Genomic DNA, 15812 nt, shown 5'->3' on the forward strand with positions numbered 1-15812 from the left:
CCGGCGTTGAACCTCAGCGCCGTCACCTTCCATTCACTCAGGAGACTATAATGAACATCAAGCGTATCGACGTCGGCTCGCGCATGAGCGGCGCCGTCATTCACGGCAACACGGTCTATCTCGCAGGTCAGGTCGGCGAGGGCGAAAGCGTCACCGATCAGTGCAAGTCCTCGCTTGCCGAAGTCGACCGGCTGCTGGCTGCATCAGGCAGCAGCAAGTCGAAGATCCTGCAGACGATCATCTATCTGTCCGACATCGCTGATTTCGCCGAGATGAACGCCGTCTGGGAGGGCTGGATCGATCCGGCCAACCCGCCGGCTCGCGCCACCAGCGAAGCCAAGCTCGCTGCGCCGAAATACAAGGTCGAGTTCATCATCACGGCCGCACTCGACTAAGTCGCACCATTTCGATTGCCTGAAGCCGGTGAGAACTGCGCGTGCTCACCGGCTTTTTGTTTGCGCGATTTCGGAGAGTGTGCGTGTCGGCGTGATCGCTTCGGGATCGAGCTTGACCTCGATGATCGCCGGTTTGCCGCTGGCGCGTGCCCGCTCGAAGGCGGGGGCGAAATCCGCTGTCGTTTCCACCGTCTCGCCGTGGCCGCCATAGGCGCGGGCAAGGGCTGCGAAGTCGGGATTGGTCAGATCGGTGCTGCTGACGCGGCCGGGATACTCGCGCTCCTGATGCATGCGGATCGTGCCGTAGATGCCGTTGTTGACGACGACTGCGATGATCGGCAGGCCGTAGCGGATGGCGGTGGCGAATTCCTGGCCGTGCATCAGGAAGCAGCCGTCGCCGGCAAAGCAGATGACCTCGCGCTCGGGAAACAGCCGCTTGGCGGCCACCGCCGCCGGCAGGCCGTAACCCATCGAGCCGGAGGTGGGGGCGGCTTGGGTGTTGAAACGGCGAAAACGATGGAAGCGGTGCACCCAGGTGGCGTAGTTGCCCGCACCATTGGTGAAGATCGCCTGCGGTCCGGTATTGGCCTCCAGCCATTCCATGATCGGCCCCATATGGACGGCGCCCGGACCTGTCGATGGCGGCGTCGACCAGGCGAGATAGGCCTGGTGCAGGCGTGCGGTGCGCTCGGTCCAGTGCGGTTCGCCCGGCGCTTCCAGGTCGGCGAGCGCGGCGACGAAATCGGCCGGTGCGGCGCAGATGGCAAGATCCGGGCGATAGACGCGGCCGAGCTCGGAAGGGTCGGGATAGATGTGCACCAGCGATTGCTGGGGATAGGGGATATCGATCAGCGTATAGGACGAGGACGGCATTTCCGACATGCGGCTGCCGAGGAGGATCAGCAGGTCGCTCTCCTTGATCTCTTTTGCCAATGCCGGATTGATACCGATGCCGACATCGCCGGCATAGCAGGGATGAAGATGATCGAACAACATCTGCCGGCGGAAGGAGCAGCCGATGGGCAGTTGGAAACGCTCGGCGAAGCTCTGAAAATCGGCGACGGCATCGGCATCCCAGCGTGTGCCGCCCAGGATCACCATCGGCCGTTCGGCCTTCAGCAAGCGGAGATAGAAATCGTCGATCTGGCGGCGGCCGGGATGGGCCTCGACGTTGGCATAGTGCCTGGCGCGGGGTGCCTCGACCTCATCGCGCAACATGTCCTCCGGCAGCGTCAGCACGACAGGACCGGGCCGGCCGGAGGTTGCGACCGCAAAGGCGCGGGTGACGAATTCGGGAATACGGGCGGCATCGTCGATCTCACCCACCCATTTGGCGAATTCGGTGAAGGCGCGGCGGAACTCGACCTCCTGGAAGGCCTCGCGCTCGCGTGCTTCCCGCTGCACCTGGCCGATGAACAGGATCATCGGGATCGAGTCCTGCCTTGATATATGCAGGCCGGCGGAGGCGTTGGTGGCGCCGGGGCCGCGGGTCACCATACAGATGCCGGGTTCGCCGGTCAGCCTGCCCCAGCAATCCGCCATCATCGCCGCTCCGCCCTCCTGGCGGCAGACGAGGACGTCGATATCGCTGTCGCGCAGCGCATCGAGCACGGCGAGGAAACTCTCGCCGGGCACGCAGGAGAGACGCTTGACGCCATTCGCCTTCAGCGCCTCGACGATCAGTTCTCCGCCCGTCTTCTTCATGACAATGCCTTCTTCATGACGATGCCTTCCTCTCGAGCTCGACGAGTTCCGCCAGAACTTCGGCCTGATGTTCGCCAAGACGCGGGCTCGGCCTGATGTAACGCAGCGGCGTCTCCGACAGCACCACAGGTGTCCTGACGCCGGGGATGACGGTACCGGCGGCATCCGCTAGGTCGATGCGCAGGCCCCGAGCCTGCACCTGCGGATGGGCGAACATTTCCTCGATCGTATTGATGGCGCCTGATGGAACCGCGTTCTCCTCGCAGGCCTTCAGCAGATCCGCCTTCTGCCATTTCAACGTCTCGGTGGAGACGAGGCGTCGCACTTCGCTACGATTGCCGACGCGGGCCTTGTTGGTGGCGAAACGCTCGTCGCCGGCGATGGCCTCCAGGCCAAGGATGGTGCAGAGGCGACGGAACTGCCCGTCGTTTCCAACTGCGAGAATGAGGTAGCCGTCCGCCGTCGGCACGACCTCATAGGGCGAGATATTGGGATGGGCGTTGCCCAGGCGGGTCGGTGCCTCGCCGGAAACCAGATAATTCATGTTCTGATTGGCGAGCACGGCCGATTGCACATCGAGCAGGGCCATGTCGACCAACTGGCCTTCGCCTGACTTGAGGGCGTGAATCAGGGCGGCTTCGATCGCCGAGACGGCATAAATGCCGGTGAAGATATCGGCAATGGCGACGCCTGCCTTCATCGGTTGGCCGCCTGGTTCACCGGTGATCGACATGAAGCCGGACATGCCCTGGACGATGTAATCGTAGCCGGCGAGGCTGGCATAAGGGCCGTTCTGGCCGAAGCCGGTGATCGAGCAATAGACGAGCTTCGGGTTCACCTTGCGCAGGCTGTCATAATCGAGCCCGTATTTGACGAGGCCGCCGAGCTTGAAATTCTCGATGACCACGTCGGCGGTGGAGACGAGGCGGCGGACGAAATCCTGGCCTTCGGCGCTCTTCAGATCGGCAGTGACGGAGCGCTTGCCGCGATTGGCGGCGTGGTAATAGGCGGCCGAGAGGTTCTCGCCATCGGCACCTTCGACGAAGGGCGGCCCCCATTGGCGCGTGTCGTCGCCGCCGTCGGGATTTTCGACCTTGATGACGTCGGCACCGAGATCGGCGAGCATCTGTCCCGCCCAGGGGCCGGCGAGCACGCGGGCAAGCTCGATCACCCGGATGCCGGCAAGCGGTGGTTTTTTCATCACGGTCTCTGTCATGTTCCTCCCGGCAATTTCTATGGCGCCAGCGTCACCTCAGATGTATCGGATACAGGCTTTGAAGCAAAGCGGCGCTCGCGCCAGAGGATGTAGAAGCCTGATGCCACGATGATGGCAATGCCGAGCCATTTGACCGCATCCGGAAAGTCGCCGAAGACCAGCCAGGCGAAGATTGTCGCCGAGACGATCTCGAAATATTGCAGCGGCGCCAGCGTCGAGGCCGGTGCTGCGCGATAGGCGTAGACGCCGAGGATGCCGGTGATTGCGGCCATGGCGCCGACGCCGGCGACATAGAACCAGGCGCGGCCTTCCGGCATGACCGGATCGAAGAGGTCCGAGCCGGTTCCCTGACCGAGGAAAAGCAGGAGGACACAGAAGAGCAGGCCCCAGATGCTCATCTGGAACTGCATCGACCAGGGGTCTTCCCTGCGCGAGAGGGCGCGGGTCATCAGCACGAAGATGGCGATGCACAGCGCGCTGACGACAGGCAGAAGCGCGATGTAGCCGACCTCTTCGAAACTCGGCTGGATGATCAGCATCGCCCCGAAGAAGCCGACGCCGCAGGCGGTATAACGCCGCCAGCCAATCGTCTCCTTCAGGAAGATGCCACCGAGGATCGTCACCATGATCGGCTCGACGAAGAAGATCGCGATCGCGTCGGCGACCGCCATATATTTCAGCGTCGTGACGAAGGAGATCATCGAGACGGTGATGATCGCGCCGCGGATGGCATGGAACAGGCTCTGTCGCCAGGAAAAATCGGCGAAGCTGCGCCGCCATATCACCAGTGGCAGCATGCAGAGCGCCTGGACGATGAAACGGCCGGCGGTGATCTCCCCGGATGGCACGGTCGTGATCGCAAGCTTGGCGAAAATATCGATGAGCGGCGAGACCATCACCGAGAGAACCATCAGCGCAAGCCCCGTCGTCACGTCGGAGGCGGACGAAACGGGGCGGGCGGAGGTGCTGTTCATGATGAAATCCCTGTACTCAGGATATTGGTCGCTCAGGATCTTGCGACGGCCCTGTCGCACCACTCGCCAAAGGCTGCGATCGCCGCATCCGCGCCGATCTCATTCAGTGTTTCGTGTCGCATGTCCTGATATATCTCACTGCTGATACGGGAGAAGCCTTGGTCTTTCAAATGGTTTGACAGCCAGAGCACGGCTTTTCCACGCTCCGTCGCCGGGTCCTCTCCACCGCCGACCAGATGGATCGGCATATCCCGCGGCAGCCGGTCGAGATGGATTTTCTGCGGCGCGCGGAAGGTCAGCTCGAAGAGATCGAGCCAGAGAGAGACTGAGGCGTCGAAGCCGCAGAGCGGGTCGGCGACATACTTGTCAACTTCATCAGGACGACGCGACAGCCAATCGAACTCGGTACGGCGGCCGGCAATGGATTTGGCCCAGGTGCCGAAGGTGAGCTTCGGCAGCAGGCCGCTCGGCACGTCAGAGCCCTTCAGCATGCGCTCGGCAAGCAGGATCGCCTGGGCGGCGCGGCCGGCAAGGCCAACGGCGAAATTCGAATTCCAGACGGCGACAGCATCGAAGTCGGCCGGAGCCGTGACGGCTGCATTGAGGGCGATGAGGCCGCCCATCGAATGGCCGAAGAGGATCACCGGCAGGCCGGGATGGCAGGAGGCCGCATGGCCGCGCATGGCGATGACGTCGCCAATCACCCTTTCGACCCCACCACGCCGGGCAAAGCGGCCGATCGGCGCATCGGCTGCCGTCGTCTCGCCGTGGCCGCGATGATCGTGGGCATAGACATGATAGCCGCGCACCGCCATCGCCTCGGCAAAGGAGCGGTATCGTTTCGAATGTTCGGCCAAGCCATGCGATATCAACAGGATCCCGCGTGCGGGGGTGATGGCCTCGGCATGGTGATAGGCCAGCGACGCCCCTGGCACGGCGAGCCTTTGCGTTTCAGAAAACATGTGGGTCCTCCCGGCGGCAACAGACCAGATCGCCGGGTAATTGCAACATCGGCGTTTGGTTATCCGATAACAAATTGCAGCCTTGTTGCGATTCAGGGTTGCGGCCTTCTGAATTTGATGCTTATTTGTTCCTGTATTGTTCTTTTTGGGGGTTGAAATGAGCAGCATGCAATTGCGTACCTTGTCGTTCGCTGTGTCGATGGTTATTGCCGGCGCCGCCGTGGCGCAGGAGGCCGGCGGGCGCACCCGCTTCATTCTGGCGGCGAGCTGGCAGCCGGCTTTTTGCCAGACAAACCAGAAGAAGGCCGAATGCGCCAGCCAGACCGGCGAGCGCCCTGACGCGACGAACTTCTCGTTGCACGGGCTCTGGCCGATGCGGCAGGATTATTGTGGTGTGAGCGCCGATCAGAAGACCGCCGACAAGGACGGCGACTGGAACAAGCTGCCGGAGGTCACGCTTGCAGCGGAGACGAAGACGGCGCTTGCCAAGGCGATGCCCGGCACGCAATCCGGCCTGGAACGGCATGAATGGGTGAAGCACGGCACCTGCACGAAGATGAGTGCCGACGACTATTTCGGCGTCGGTGTGCATCTCGTGGGTGCACTCAACGCGTCGGCTGTGCGTGATCTCTTCGCTGCCAATATCGGCAAGCCGGTCAAGGCCGAAGCGATCAAGGCGGCTTTCGACAAGAGCTTTGGACCGGGTGCCGGCGATCGTGTCAAGATGAGCTGCCGGCGGGCCGGCAATGTCAGGATGATCAGCGAGCTGACGATCGGGCTTTCGGAAGCTGCCGGAGCGGCATCGGCGAAAAGTGCCGAGCTTGCCGATCTGATCCAAGGTGCTGGAAAAACGTCGTTCGGCTGCGACGAGGGCGTCGTCGACGCTGCGGGCTTTTGACCGGAAATCCTGAGTAAACCGGGTTTCGGCGTTGCCCGGAGGCGCTGTTTCGCCTACATAGCGGCACAATCAAAGTTTCCCGCCCGGAGCAGCGCAGCATGGCACGTCAGTTCATTTATCATATGTCCGGCCTCAACAAGGCCTATGGCAACAAGAAGATCCTGGAGAATATCCACCTTTCGTTCTACCCGGATGCCAAGATCGGTATCCTCGGTCCGAACGGCGCGGGTAAATCCACCGTACTGCGCATCATCGCGGGCCAGGACAAGGAGTATACCGGCGAAGCCTGGCTCGCCGAGGGTGCGACGGTTGGCTATCTGGAGCAGGAGCCACATCTCGATCCCAACAAGACGGTGTTCGAGAACGTCATGGAAGGCGTTGCCTCGAAGACCGCTGTCCTCGATCGTTACAACGAATTGATGATGAACTATTCCGATGAGACGGCGGAAGAGGGCGCCAAGCTTCAGGACGTCATCGACAGCCAGAACCTCTGGGATCTGGAAAGCCAGGTCGAAATGGCGATGGAAGCGCTGCGTTGCCCGCCGCGCGACGCCGAAGTCACCAGCCTTTCCGGTGGTGAGCGTCGCCGTGTCGCGCTCTGCCGTCTGCTGCTTTCGCAGCCGGATCTGCTGCTGCTCGACGAACCGACCAACCACCTGGACGCCGAAACCATCGCCTGGCTCGAAAAGCATCTACGCGACTATCCGGGCGCCGTGATGATGATCACCCACGATCGCTACTTCCTGGACAATGTCACCGGATGGATCCTCGAACTCGACCGCGGCCGTGGCATTCCTTACGAAGGCAACTACTCGGCCTACCTGCAGGCGAAAGCCAAGCGCATGCTGCAGGAAAGCCGCGAAGACGCATCGCGCCAGAAGGCGATCAGCCGCGAACAGGAATGGATCGCTTCCAGCCCGAAGGCCCGTCAGGCCAAGTCCAAGGCGCGTATCAAGTCCTACGAGCAGCTGGTGGATGCCGCCGAGAAGCAGCGTCCCGGCGACGCGCAGATCATCATCCCGGTCAGCGAGCGCCTCGGCCAGGTGGTCATCGAGATGGAAGGCATCACCAAGGGCTTCGAGGGCCGCACGCTGATCAACGACCTGTCGATCAAGCTGCCGCCGGGCGGCATCGTCGGCATCATCGGCCCGAACGGCGCCGGCAAGACAACACTGTTCAAGATGATCACTGGCCAGGAAAAGCCGGATGGCGGTTCGATCCGTATCGGCGAGACCGTGCATCTCGGTTATGTCGACCAGAGCCGTGACGCGCTTGCGGCTGACAAGACGGTCTGGGAAGAAATCTCCGGCGGCGCCGAAATCATCAAGCTCGGCAAGTTCGACATGAACTCCCGTGCCTATTGCGGCGCCTTCAACTTCAAGGGCGGCGACCAGCAGCAGAAGGTCGGCAATCTCTCCGGTGGTCAGCGCAACCGCGTTCACCTTGCCAAGATGCTGAAGGCCGGCGGCAACGTTCTGCTGCTCGACGAACCGACCAACGACCTCGATACGGAAACGCTGGGTGCGCTGGAAAACGCGCTGGAGAATTTCGCCGGCTGCGCCATCATCATCAGCCACGATCGCATGTTCCTCGACCGTCTGGCGACGCATATCCTCGCCTTCGAAGGCGACGGCCATGTCGAATGGTTCGAAGGTAACTTCGAGGATTATGAACAGGACAAGGTGCGCCGCCTTGGCCCCGACGCCCTTAACCCGGGCAGCCAGGCCCACAAGCGCCTGACGCGCTGATTTATTCCATCTGTTTTCGCTTGCGAGAGCCCCGGTTCGGCCGGGGCTTTTTCATGTCTGGCTCTGTCGCAATCTGAGCAGGCAATTTCGTGGAGAGAGCTAATTCTCGCTTGCCACCGCTTTTCAAATCACATAAAGATATCTTTATATCTTGATTGGATCGAAGATGAGCGAACCCTTGAAGCTTGGACTGGATGCGCTGGTGGACGTCTTGAAGGCGGCCGGCGAGCCCACGCGCCTGCGTCTTCTGGCGCTTCTTGACAGCGGCGACCTGACGGTGACCGATCTTACCGAAATTCTCGGCCAATCCCAGCCCCGCATCTCCCGTCACCTGAAGCTGCTCGGCGAGGCCGAACTGATCGAACGCTACCAGGAGGGCGCCTGGGCCTATTTCCGCCTCAAGCAGGACGGCAAGGCCGCCATGCTGGTGCGGGCGCTGCTGAAGCATGTTTCCGAGAACGATCCGACCATCCTTCGCGACGGCGAGCGGCTCTCGCAGGTCAAGCGTCAGCGCGCCGAGCGGGCGCAGGCCTATTTCAGCCGCAACGCGGCCGAGTGGGACGAGCTTCGCCGCCTGCATGCGGCCGACGAAGAGGTCGACGCCGCTGTCATCCGGCTGCTCGGCAGCCAGCCGATCGACTCGCTGCTCGATCTCGGCACCGGCACCGGCCGCATCCTCGAACTCTTGTCCGGGCTCTACCGCCGCGCGACCGGCGTCGATGCCAGCCGCGACATGCTGAGCGTGGCGCGTGCGAATCTCGACAAGTCCCGCATCACCAAGGCCACCGTGCGCCATGCCGATATCCTGAACCTGCCGTTCGAGGGACAGGATTTCGATCTGGTGACGATCCATCAGGTGCTGCATTTCTTCGATCAGCCGGAAATTGCGATCGCGGAAGCGGCGCGCATGCTCCGGCCGGGTGGCCGGCTCGTGGTCATCGACCTTGCGCCGCACACGCTCGAATATCTCCGCGACGAGCATGCGCATGTCCGTCTCGGCTTTTCGCACCAGGCAATGTCCGACTGGCTGCGCAAGACCGGGCTCGACGTCGAGCAGGTCGTCGATCTTCATCCGGGTCAGCAAAGCGAGCAGGGGTTGACGGTTACCGTCTGGCTCGCGCGCGATCCGAGGCGCCTCATGGCTTCGCAGGCGAGCGAAGGTGCCGAACCTACATTTGCCGGGAGGGTATGACATGGTTTTGAAAAACGAAGCGCGCGGCCGCAACATCAGGGTCTCCTTCGAATTCTTCCCGCCTAAATCGGAGGAAATGGAAGGGCAGCTCTGGCATGCCGTCAGTCAGCTGCAGGACTGGGACCCGGATTTCGTCTCGGTGACCTATGGCGCCGGCGGCACCACCAAAGCGCCGACGCTGACCACCGTCACGCGGTTCCTGTCGCAGACGCCGCTTGCCACCGCCTCGCATCTCACCTGTGTCGGTGCGACCAAGGAAGAGACGCATCAGGTGGTCGACACGTTCCGCAAAGCCGGCGTAACGCATTTCGTGGCGCTGCGCGGCGATGCGCCCGGCGGCGCCGGCGCGCCCTACCAGCCGCATCCCGGCGGTTACGCCAATGCGGCGGAGCTGGTGGCCGGCCTCAAGGAAATCGGCGATTTCGAGATTTCGGTCTCCGCCTATCCGGAAAAACACCCGGAAAGCCGTGATACGGCCGCCGATATCGACATGCTGAAGCGCAAGGCCGACAATGGCGCCGACCGGGCGCTCACGCAATTCTTCTTCGACAACGACAATTTCGAGCGTTACCTGGAGCGGGTGCGCGGCGCCGGCATCTCGATTCCTGTCGTGCCAGGCATCATGCCGATCCAGAACCTGACGCAGCTGAAGCGCTTCGCCGGGGCCTGTGGCACCATCATCCCTACCTTTCTCGACGAGCGCTTTGCGGGCTTCGACGACAAGCCTGAGGAGCGGGCGAAGGTCGCGGCCGAAGTCGCTGCCGAACAGATCGAGGATCTCGTCCGGCGCGGCATCCATGATTTCCATCTCTATACGATGAACCGTGCGCCGCTGGTTTCCGCCGTGCTCGACAATCTCGGCATATCCCGCCGGGAAACAAAAAGTGCGGGCGCAGCCGCCTGATCCTTTCGGGACGTTCAAAAGTAAAAAGCGCATGTCGGGCGGGACATGCGCTTTTTCGTTGGCGGATTGATCAGCTATTCAGGAGTTTAGGCACTATCAGTCATTACACTTTCGTCGGCCAGCTCAGATGAAGAGCATGGACAAGACGAAAGCAAACGCTGCACTGACCAACAGAACATTCAAGGATTGCGTGAGTCCCATGTCTGTCTCCTCGCGTTAACCGGCCGATAATATGTCTGAAATATGTCGGTTGGGAAGCAGATCTTATGCTGCGCTGCAGAACGGTTCGGTGGATAAGTCGAGTAGCGCTCTTGCAAGCCTCTGAAATAAATCAATAATTCGCGACAAATTTTTGTTCACACAATTTAACATGCCGTTAAATCGGGCGATTGAGCATTTATCTATGCGCCTAAAACATGGCGGGCTCACAACCGGTTGAAAACATATGGAATTCGCAACCGGTTTCAGGCGGCCCTTGCCAGCATGCGATAGGCGCGGCCGTCGAGAATGACGAGGCCGAAACCGATTAGCGCCATGCCGGCGAATTCACCCAGTGCAAGCCTTTCGCCGAGGAAGAGCACGCCGAGAAGGATGGCGCTCGGCGGCACCAGCAGGGTGACGAGCGAGGCGTTGGTGGCGCCGGCCGACGCCATAATCCGGAAATAGAGGATGTAGCCGAAGGCGGTCGACAGCAGTGCCAGCGCCAGGATGGCGAGGAAGGCATCGAGCGGTGCAGCAAGCGTCCAGGGGCGGTCGGCCAGTAGCGACAGCGGCAGCGCAATCAGCGAGGAGGCGGTCAACTGGCCGGCTGCGGTGACAGGGGCAGGAACATTCTTGAAGCGTTTGCCGTAAGTGGCGGCAAAGCCATAGGAGATCGCGGCAAGTACGGGAAGAAGCATCGCCCAGAGGGGGGCTTCGCCACCGGCCGACAGGCCGGGGCCGATCAGCACGATCGTTCCGACCAGGCCGACAAGGCAGCCGGCGATCTTTGCCGGCGACAGCTTCTCGTCTGAGGTGAAGTAATTGGCGATCAGTACCGTCCAGATCGGTGTCGTCGCATTCAGGATCGCCGCAAGACCGGCGCCGATGCGGGTTTGGCCGAAGAAGATCAGCGCATGCGGCAGGGCATTGTTGATGAACCCGAGGATCAGGAATTCGCGCCAGCGGGCCTTGAGGATCGCATAGAAGTCGAAACGGCCGGCGATATAGACATGCAGCGCCAGCGCTGCGAGCAGCAGCCTGAAGAAGACGAGGGTCAGCGGCGGCACATGCTGGACGGCGATGCGGGCAAAGAAGAAGGAGCCGCCCCAGATCAGGCCGAGCAGGACCAGCAGACCCCAGGTCCAGGCATTCATTCTGCTGTCCATGCCGATTGCTCCACCGCAAGCTGCTCGTTCTGCCGAAAATCGGCACGGGTTTCGGCTTGATGCTTTAGCGCAAGCAGCGGATCGTGCCACCCGTTTCTTGCGAAGCGGGCGGCGGTAAAGTGTCAGCGGAGATCAGAGAGCGTTGAGAAGGGCAGGCGTCGCCCATCCATCGGCCGGCATGCCGAGGCGCTGCTGTTCCTTCTGGATTGCGACACGCGTGCCGGAGCCGAGGATGCCATCGATCTCGCCGACATCATGGCCGAGCGACTGCAGCTTGGTCTGCAGCGCCTTCATCTGGTCGCTGGCGAGCCCCTGTTCCGGCACCCCCTTGAGATAGGGCTCGGCGCCCGAAAGGCGGGTCCCGAAATAGGCGGCCGAAGTCGTGTAGATGAACGACTTGTTCCATTCGAGATAGATCTTGAAATTGGGATAGGCGATGAAGGCCGGTCCCATGCGGCCCTGCGGCAGAACGAGATCGCCTTCGAGATTACCGAAGGCGGTATTGCCGTCGCGCGGCTTGACGCCGAGCGCGAACCATTCGCCCGCTTTCATCGTGCCGCCGAGGCCGGATTTTTCCCAGGGCAGATTATCGGGCAGGGTCACTTCCTGCAGCCAGGGCTGGCCGCGCTCGAAGCCGAGATGCTGGATGAATTTGGCCGCCGTCAGAATGGCGTCCGGGCCGCTCTGCTTCAGGCGGATATGACCGTCACCGTCGCCATCCATGCCATAGGCAATGATGTCGCGCGGCAACATCTGCACCTGGCCGATCTCGCCGGCCCAGGCGCCGGTATTGGTGGCGGGGTCGAGGTCGCCGTGCTGAACCATCTCGACGAGGGCGATGAGCTGCGGACGGAAGAGTTCCGGGCGGCGGCAGTCGTGTGACAACGTCACCAGGGCATTGCGGGTGTTGAAATCGCCCTGGACGGCGCCGAAATCGGTTTCCATTGCCCAGAAGGCGGTGATGACGCCCGGGGGGACGCCGAATTCCTGCTCGGCGCGGGCAAAGACGTCGGCATATTGCTTCATCTTCTGGCGGCCGATGTCGAGGCGGGCCTGGCTGACAGTGCGCTGGGAGAATTCGAGGAAGGTCTGCTTGAAGACGCCCTGGGCGCGGTCCCGGCTCAGCACCTTGGGGTCGATCTCGGCGCCGGCAAAGGCCTCGTCGGCGGCTACCGCACTGGCGCCGGCTGCGACCGCATCTTTCTTGACGCCTTCGAGGAAGGTGGACAGATCGCCGCCGCAGGGCGCTGCCGGGGCTGCGTCTGGCGCCTGCTGGGCGGCCGCGCCGCCTGCGAGGGCGAGGGCAAACAGAAGGGCGAGTGCAGAGCGGCTTGCGAGCGAGCGGTGCATGGATGTGGTCCTTATATCAAACAGAATGCCGTCGCTTTCACAGACGAATGTGACGGAAGCAAGAAACATCGCAAGACGTTACTAAGAATTTCTATCCTTGGAAACGGCCGCGACCCAATTGTTCCAGTTCTTTGCGCTGCCGGCAAAGACATTGATATCGGTCGGCCCACTGATGCCGGGAATAACGCCGGTCGAGGTATATTGCCAGAAGGCCCAGCGGCGGTCGGAATAGGTCACTTCGGGGTGTTTTGCCACCGAACGGACCCAGAAATGATAATCCTGGAAGTAGCCGGCGAGATTGTCGCGATGGAAATCGACCGAGGTATAGATGATCGGGCGCTTGCCGTAATAGGCCTCCAGCCGGTCCATGAAACGCTGCATTTCGGCGCGCACCGTTTCAGCGTCGGGGCGGTAGCGACAGGTCTTCGATTCGGCGTTCCATTCGACGTCGAGCACTGGCGGCAGGCGCATGGCCTCCTTCGGCACGTTGCGGATGAACCAGTCTGCCTGCTGATCGGCCGAAGAGCAGAAATAATAGAAATGATAGGGGGCATGCGGGATGCCGGCTGCGCGGGCTTCGCGCCAGTATTCGTCGAAGCGCGGATCGACCCTGTCCTTGCCTTCGGTTGCCTTGATGAAGGCGAAGGCGACACCGGAATTCTTTACCGTGGCCCAATCGATGTCGCCCTGCCATTTGGAGATATCGATGCCGTGGACCTGGTTCTGCTGCGGATGCTTCGGACCGAAATCCTGCGGATCGGTATCCTTGAAGCGCGTCTTTGGCTTGATCGATGCCGTTTCGAGATAGTCATAACCGGAAGAAGTGCAGCCAGCCAGCATGATGGCCAGGGGCAAAACGCAAAACAAAAGCCGGCGCATGGGCGTCCCGTCGTAACTCGAATGATCTTTTTGCCCCACAACTTGACCTTCGAAAAAGACGAGTCAGCAGAGGATAACCCTCTTTTCACCATATCAACGTAAAAAATCGGTTAGTTTCAAGCGAATTATAAGCGCTTGCTGATAATGGCAGCCCGCCAGGCATAACCACCGCCGGCGGTATCGAACAACAATATCGCGTTGTTTTCATGGGCTTGCGCTTCCAGAACCTCACGCAGATCGGGGCGCGGGGTGACGTGGAATTTCGCAAGCCAGGACTGCAGCATGCGCCGGAACCAGGCCGGTAAGCCTTCCTGCTGGCCGAAATCGACAATGTGCAGCTGGCCGCCGGGATTGAGTGCGGCGATCGATGCATCGACGGCGCGCTCCCAGTCCGGGATCATCGACAGGGCATAGGAAATCAGGATGCGGTCGAAGCCGCTGACGCCGAATTCGCGCGGCGTGAACGCCGTGGCTTCGGCGACGCGGAATTCCGGGATCGTCGCCTTGGTGGAGAAGGTCTTGCGTGCCGAAATCAGCATTTCCTGGGAAATGTCGAGGCCGAACAGCTTGGCGGTCGGGAAATGCCTGTGGGCGAAGGCCATGTTGCGCCCGGTGCCGCAGCCGACTTCAAGCAGGGTGCCGCCTTCGGGAACGTCGAGATTGCGGATCGTGCTGTCGCGGCCGAGAAGATAATATTTGCGGGTCAGGTCGTAGATGTGCCGCTGGTAGCGGTACATGCCATCCATGAGGCTGGCATGTTCATCGCTCTTTCCTGCCGTCTCAGTGCCGACCTTGCTCACGCCTTCTTCCCGTAAATGTGGAAGCCGCCGTAGATTGCCGACCGATCGAGCGCGGTCAGTTCAAGCGACTTCTCCTCGAAGTAATCCCATTGGTCGCGGATCGCCGGAGCCAGACGGCCTTCGATGATGCTTTTTTCGGCGGCGGTGCGGAAGATCACGCGGGCGCCTTCGCGCGCCGTGCGGGTGATTTCCGTCCAGACGTCGTTCAACTGCTCGTCCGTCATCCAGTCCTGCGCGTCGAGCAGGATGTAGCGGTCGCGCGAAGCGGCCGGCTCGCGGGCCAGAAGCTCGGTGAAGCTTGCATGGTGGACGTTGACGCGGTCGATATTGGCGCGGATCACCTGATAGTGCTCCGACTTCAAGTAGGTCGGCAGCGGGCCTTCCGCTTCGGTGCCGTAGCGGCGGCCGAAGGCCTGCCAGGCGAAATAGTTGTCGCTCATCGGGAAATGACAGGCGAGCTTTTCCAGGCGGTGCTTCAGCACCGGCGCAATCGAATGATCGGCGGCGAGGCTTGCAAGTTCGTCATATTGCTGCGGCGGAATGCCGAGGCCGAAGAGCGAGCTCTTGCGGCTGGTGATCCAGCGCACGACCGGCTTTTCGAAGAGCGGCGCGATCTGCTCGTCGAAGAACTGGCGCTGCTCGCGGATCGAGCGGGTTTTGGTCATCTCGCGCAGTTTGACGCCATGCAGGCGGGCCAGAAGGTGGGCGGCGCCGATGAAGCGACCGAGCAGGCCCGTTTCGTAAATGTTGCGGTCGAAGACGGTGACGCGGCGGCGGCCGTACTTGCGGCCGTTCCAGTAGCTACGGGTTGCCTCATCGAGACGGGCGGCGAGATGCTGGTCGTAAGCGCGGCTGTTCGACTTCTCGTTCGGCATCGCCAGGAAGCGGACGAGATCGGCATGGCCGGGAAGATGCTTGAAGGCGGCAAGCTTCAGGCGGTTCAGCGCGATGTGGTGCGGGTTGAGATCGACGACGTCGATCGAGGCCGGCGCCTTGGAGAGATAGGCGAGCATGTTGCAGCCGCCAGAGCCGATGGTGACGATGCGATGGTTGGGCTTCAGCTCCATCGCCTGCATGTCGAGATCCGGATCCTCCCAGATCTGCGGATAGACGAGGCCGGAGAAGAGAAGGCCGAAGAGACGCTCGGAAAGGCCATCCTTCGAAAAAGCCTTATGGCGGAGAAGGGCGTCCTTGAGTTTCCGGTTCTTGCGGAAGCCGGCATCCGGTGCAAATTCTGACATGAGTCTGTCACCTTTTTAGCGTTCAGGGCGTGTAGCGCGCCTCTGCTACAGTTTGATGACGTGGGCTGTGGGCGCCGTTCTTCGGAGGCTTCGACCTCCTCGGGCGAGCAACCGGGATGGCTCTCCTGGGAAAGTGATCGGGACGATGGCCGTTCTTCGCTTCGGCCCCTTTCCGGCGCGTG

The 15812-nt window shown here is 61.7% G+C and carries 14 protein-coding genes; 5 read left to right on the top strand and 9 right to left on the bottom strand.

Going from position 1 to position 15812, the window contains the following annotated elements; all coding sequences use genetic code 11:
• Positions 1 to 50: 50 nt before the first annotated feature.
• A complete protein-coding gene (locus BS629_RS17775; protein WP_018242892.1) occupies positions 51 to 395 on the top strand; it encodes a RidA family protein in 345 nt (114 codons plus the stop codon).
• Between the two features lie 45 nt (positions 396 to 440).
• Here the strand turns inward: BS629_RS17775 and BS629_RS17780 are convergent, their stop codons facing one another.
• The 4 genes from BS629_RS17780 to BS629_RS17795 are packed head-to-tail and all read right to left on the bottom strand — an operon-like array spanning position 441 to position 5251.
• Positions 441 to 2099: a thiamine pyrophosphate-binding protein gene (locus BS629_RS17780; protein WP_018242891.1), complete on the bottom strand. Its 1659-nt coding sequence runs from the start codon at positions 2097 to 2099 to the stop codon at positions 441 to 443.
• A 13-nt stretch (positions 2100 to 2112) separates the two neighbouring features.
• Positions 2113 to 3315, bottom strand: coding sequence for a succinate--glutarate CoA-transferase (gene caiB / locus BS629_RS17785; protein ID WP_018242890.1), 1203 nt, complete (start codon positions 3313 to 3315; stop codon positions 2113 to 2115).
• A 17-nt stretch (positions 3316 to 3332) separates the two neighbouring features.
• Complete coding sequence (locus tag BS629_RS17790; protein ID WP_026188474.1) at positions 3333 to 4289, bottom strand: DMT family transporter; 957 nt, start codon at positions 4287 to 4289, stop codon at positions 3333 to 3335.
• A 32-nt stretch (positions 4290 to 4321) separates the two neighbouring features.
• Positions 4322 to 5251, bottom strand: coding sequence for an alpha/beta fold hydrolase (locus BS629_RS17795; RefSeq protein ID WP_018242888.1), 930 nt, complete (start codon positions 5249 to 5251; stop codon positions 4322 to 4324).
• A 157-nt stretch (positions 5252 to 5408) separates the two neighbouring features.
• Between BS629_RS17795 and BS629_RS17800 the strand changes: the two genes are divergently transcribed.
• The 4 genes from BS629_RS17800 (at position 5409) to metF (ending at position 9993) form a co-directional block, all read left to right on the top strand.
• Positions 5409 to 6149 carry a ribonuclease T2 family protein gene (locus tag BS629_RS17800; protein WP_018242887.1) on the top strand — a complete coding sequence of 247 codons (741 nt, stop codon included), beginning with the start codon at positions 5409 to 5411 and terminating at the stop codon, positions 6147 to 6149.
• Positions 6150 to 6247: 98 nt separating this feature from the next.
• Positions 6248 to 7897, top strand: coding sequence for an energy-dependent translational throttle protein EttA (ettA, locus tag BS629_RS17805; RefSeq protein ID WP_018242886.1), 1650 nt, complete (start codon positions 6248 to 6250; stop codon positions 7895 to 7897).
• Between the two features lie 166 nt (positions 7898 to 8063).
• Positions 8064 to 9089 carry an ArsR/SmtB family transcription factor gene (locus BS629_RS17810; protein WP_018242885.1) on the top strand — a complete coding sequence of 342 codons (1026 nt, stop codon included), beginning with the start codon at positions 8064 to 8066 and terminating at the stop codon, positions 9087 to 9089.
• A gap of 1 nt (position 9090) precedes the next feature.
• Entirely contained in the window at positions 9091 to 9993 is a 903-nt protein-coding gene (gene metF / locus BS629_RS17815; RefSeq protein ID WP_018242884.1) for a methylenetetrahydrofolate reductase [NAD(P)H], read from the top strand.
• 464 nt (positions 9994 to 10457) lie between these two features.
• Here the strand turns inward: metF and BS629_RS17820 are convergent, their stop codons facing one another.
• The 5 genes from BS629_RS17820 to BS629_RS17840 all read right to left on the bottom strand — a co-directional run bounded on the left by BS629_RS17820 (position 10458) and on the right by BS629_RS17840 (position 15630).
• The gene (locus BS629_RS17820) at positions 10458 to 11360 is read right to left on the bottom strand and encodes a DMT family transporter (RefSeq protein WP_018242883.1); all 903 of its coding nucleotides are present in this window, start codon (positions 11358 to 11360) and stop codon (positions 10458 to 10460) included.
• A gap of 132 nt (positions 11361 to 11492) precedes the next feature.
• Positions 11493 to 12710: a lytic murein transglycosylase gene (locus BS629_RS17825; RefSeq protein WP_026188473.1), complete on the bottom strand. Its 1218-nt coding sequence runs from the start codon at positions 12708 to 12710 to the stop codon at positions 11493 to 11495.
• An 81-nt stretch (positions 12711 to 12791) separates the two neighbouring features.
• Positions 12792 to 13589: a glycoside hydrolase family 25 protein gene (locus BS629_RS17830; protein WP_018242881.1), complete on the bottom strand. Its 798-nt coding sequence runs from the start codon at positions 13587 to 13589 to the stop codon at positions 12792 to 12794.
• A 125-nt stretch (positions 13590 to 13714) separates the two neighbouring features.
• Complete coding sequence (locus tag BS629_RS17835; protein ID WP_077988333.1) at positions 13715 to 14389, bottom strand: class I SAM-dependent methyltransferase; 675 nt, start codon at positions 14387 to 14389, stop codon at positions 13715 to 13717.
• Complete coding sequence (locus BS629_RS17840; protein ID WP_018242879.1) at positions 14386 to 15630, bottom strand: BtaA family protein; 1245 nt, start codon at positions 15628 to 15630, stop codon at positions 14386 to 14388. Before BS629_RS17840 ends, BS629_RS17835 begins: the two co-directional genes overlap by 4 nt.
• Positions 15631 to 15812: the final 182 nt, after the last annotated feature.

This window comes from Rhizobium leguminosarum bv. viciae USDA 2370, from assembly GCF_002008365.1.
Lineage (GTDB): Bacteria > Pseudomonadota > Alphaproteobacteria > Rhizobiales > Rhizobiaceae > Rhizobium > Rhizobium leguminosarum.

Excerpts from the sequence above, each read along its gene's own strand:
- caiB (WP_018242890.1), bottom strand. The coding sequence starts at position 3,315 with ATGACAGAGACCGTGATGAAAAAACCACCGCTTGCCGGCATCCGGGTG.
- ettA (WP_018242886.1), top strand. The coding sequence starts at position 6,248 with ATGGCACGTCAGTTCATTTATCATATGTCCGGCCTCAACAAGGCCTAT.
- BS629_RS17795 (WP_018242888.1), bottom strand. The coding sequence starts at position 5,251 with ATGTTTTCTGAAACGCAAAGGCTCGCCGTGCCAGGGGCGTCGCTGGCC.
- BS629_RS17800 (WP_018242887.1), top strand. The coding sequence starts at position 5,409 with ATGAGCAGCATGCAATTGCGTACCTTGTCGTTCGCTGTGTCGATGGTT.
- BS629_RS17820 (WP_018242883.1), bottom strand. The coding sequence starts at position 11,360 with ATGGACAGCAGAATGAATGCCTGGACCTGGGGTCTGCTGGTCCTGCTC.
- BS629_RS17790 (WP_026188474.1), bottom strand. The coding sequence starts at position 4,289 with ATGAACAGCACCTCCGCCCGCCCCGTTTCGTCCGCCTCCGACGTGACG.
- BS629_RS17830 (WP_018242881.1), bottom strand. The coding sequence starts at position 13,589 with ATGCGCCGGCTTTTGTTTTGCGTTTTGCCCCTGGCCATCATGCTGGCT.
- BS629_RS17840 (WP_018242879.1), bottom strand. The coding sequence starts at position 15,630 with ATGTCAGAATTTGCACCGGATGCCGGCTTCCGCAAGAACCGGAAACTC.
- BS629_RS17780 (WP_018242891.1), bottom strand. The coding sequence starts at position 2,099 with ATGAAGAAGACGGGCGGAGAACTGATCGTCGAGGCGCTGAAGGCGAAT.
- BS629_RS17825 (WP_026188473.1), bottom strand. The coding sequence starts at position 12,710 with ATGCACCGCTCGCTCGCAAGCCGCTCTGCACTCGCCCTTCTGTTTGCC.
- BS629_RS17810 (WP_018242885.1), top strand. The coding sequence starts at position 8,064 with ATGAGCGAACCCTTGAAGCTTGGACTGGATGCGCTGGTGGACGTCTTG.
- metF (WP_018242884.1), top strand. The coding sequence starts at position 9,091 with ATGGTTTTGAAAAACGAAGCGCGCGGCCGCAACATCAGGGTCTCCTTC.
- BS629_RS17775 (WP_018242892.1), top strand. The coding sequence starts at position 51 with ATGAACATCAAGCGTATCGACGTCGGCTCGCGCATGAGCGGCGCCGTC.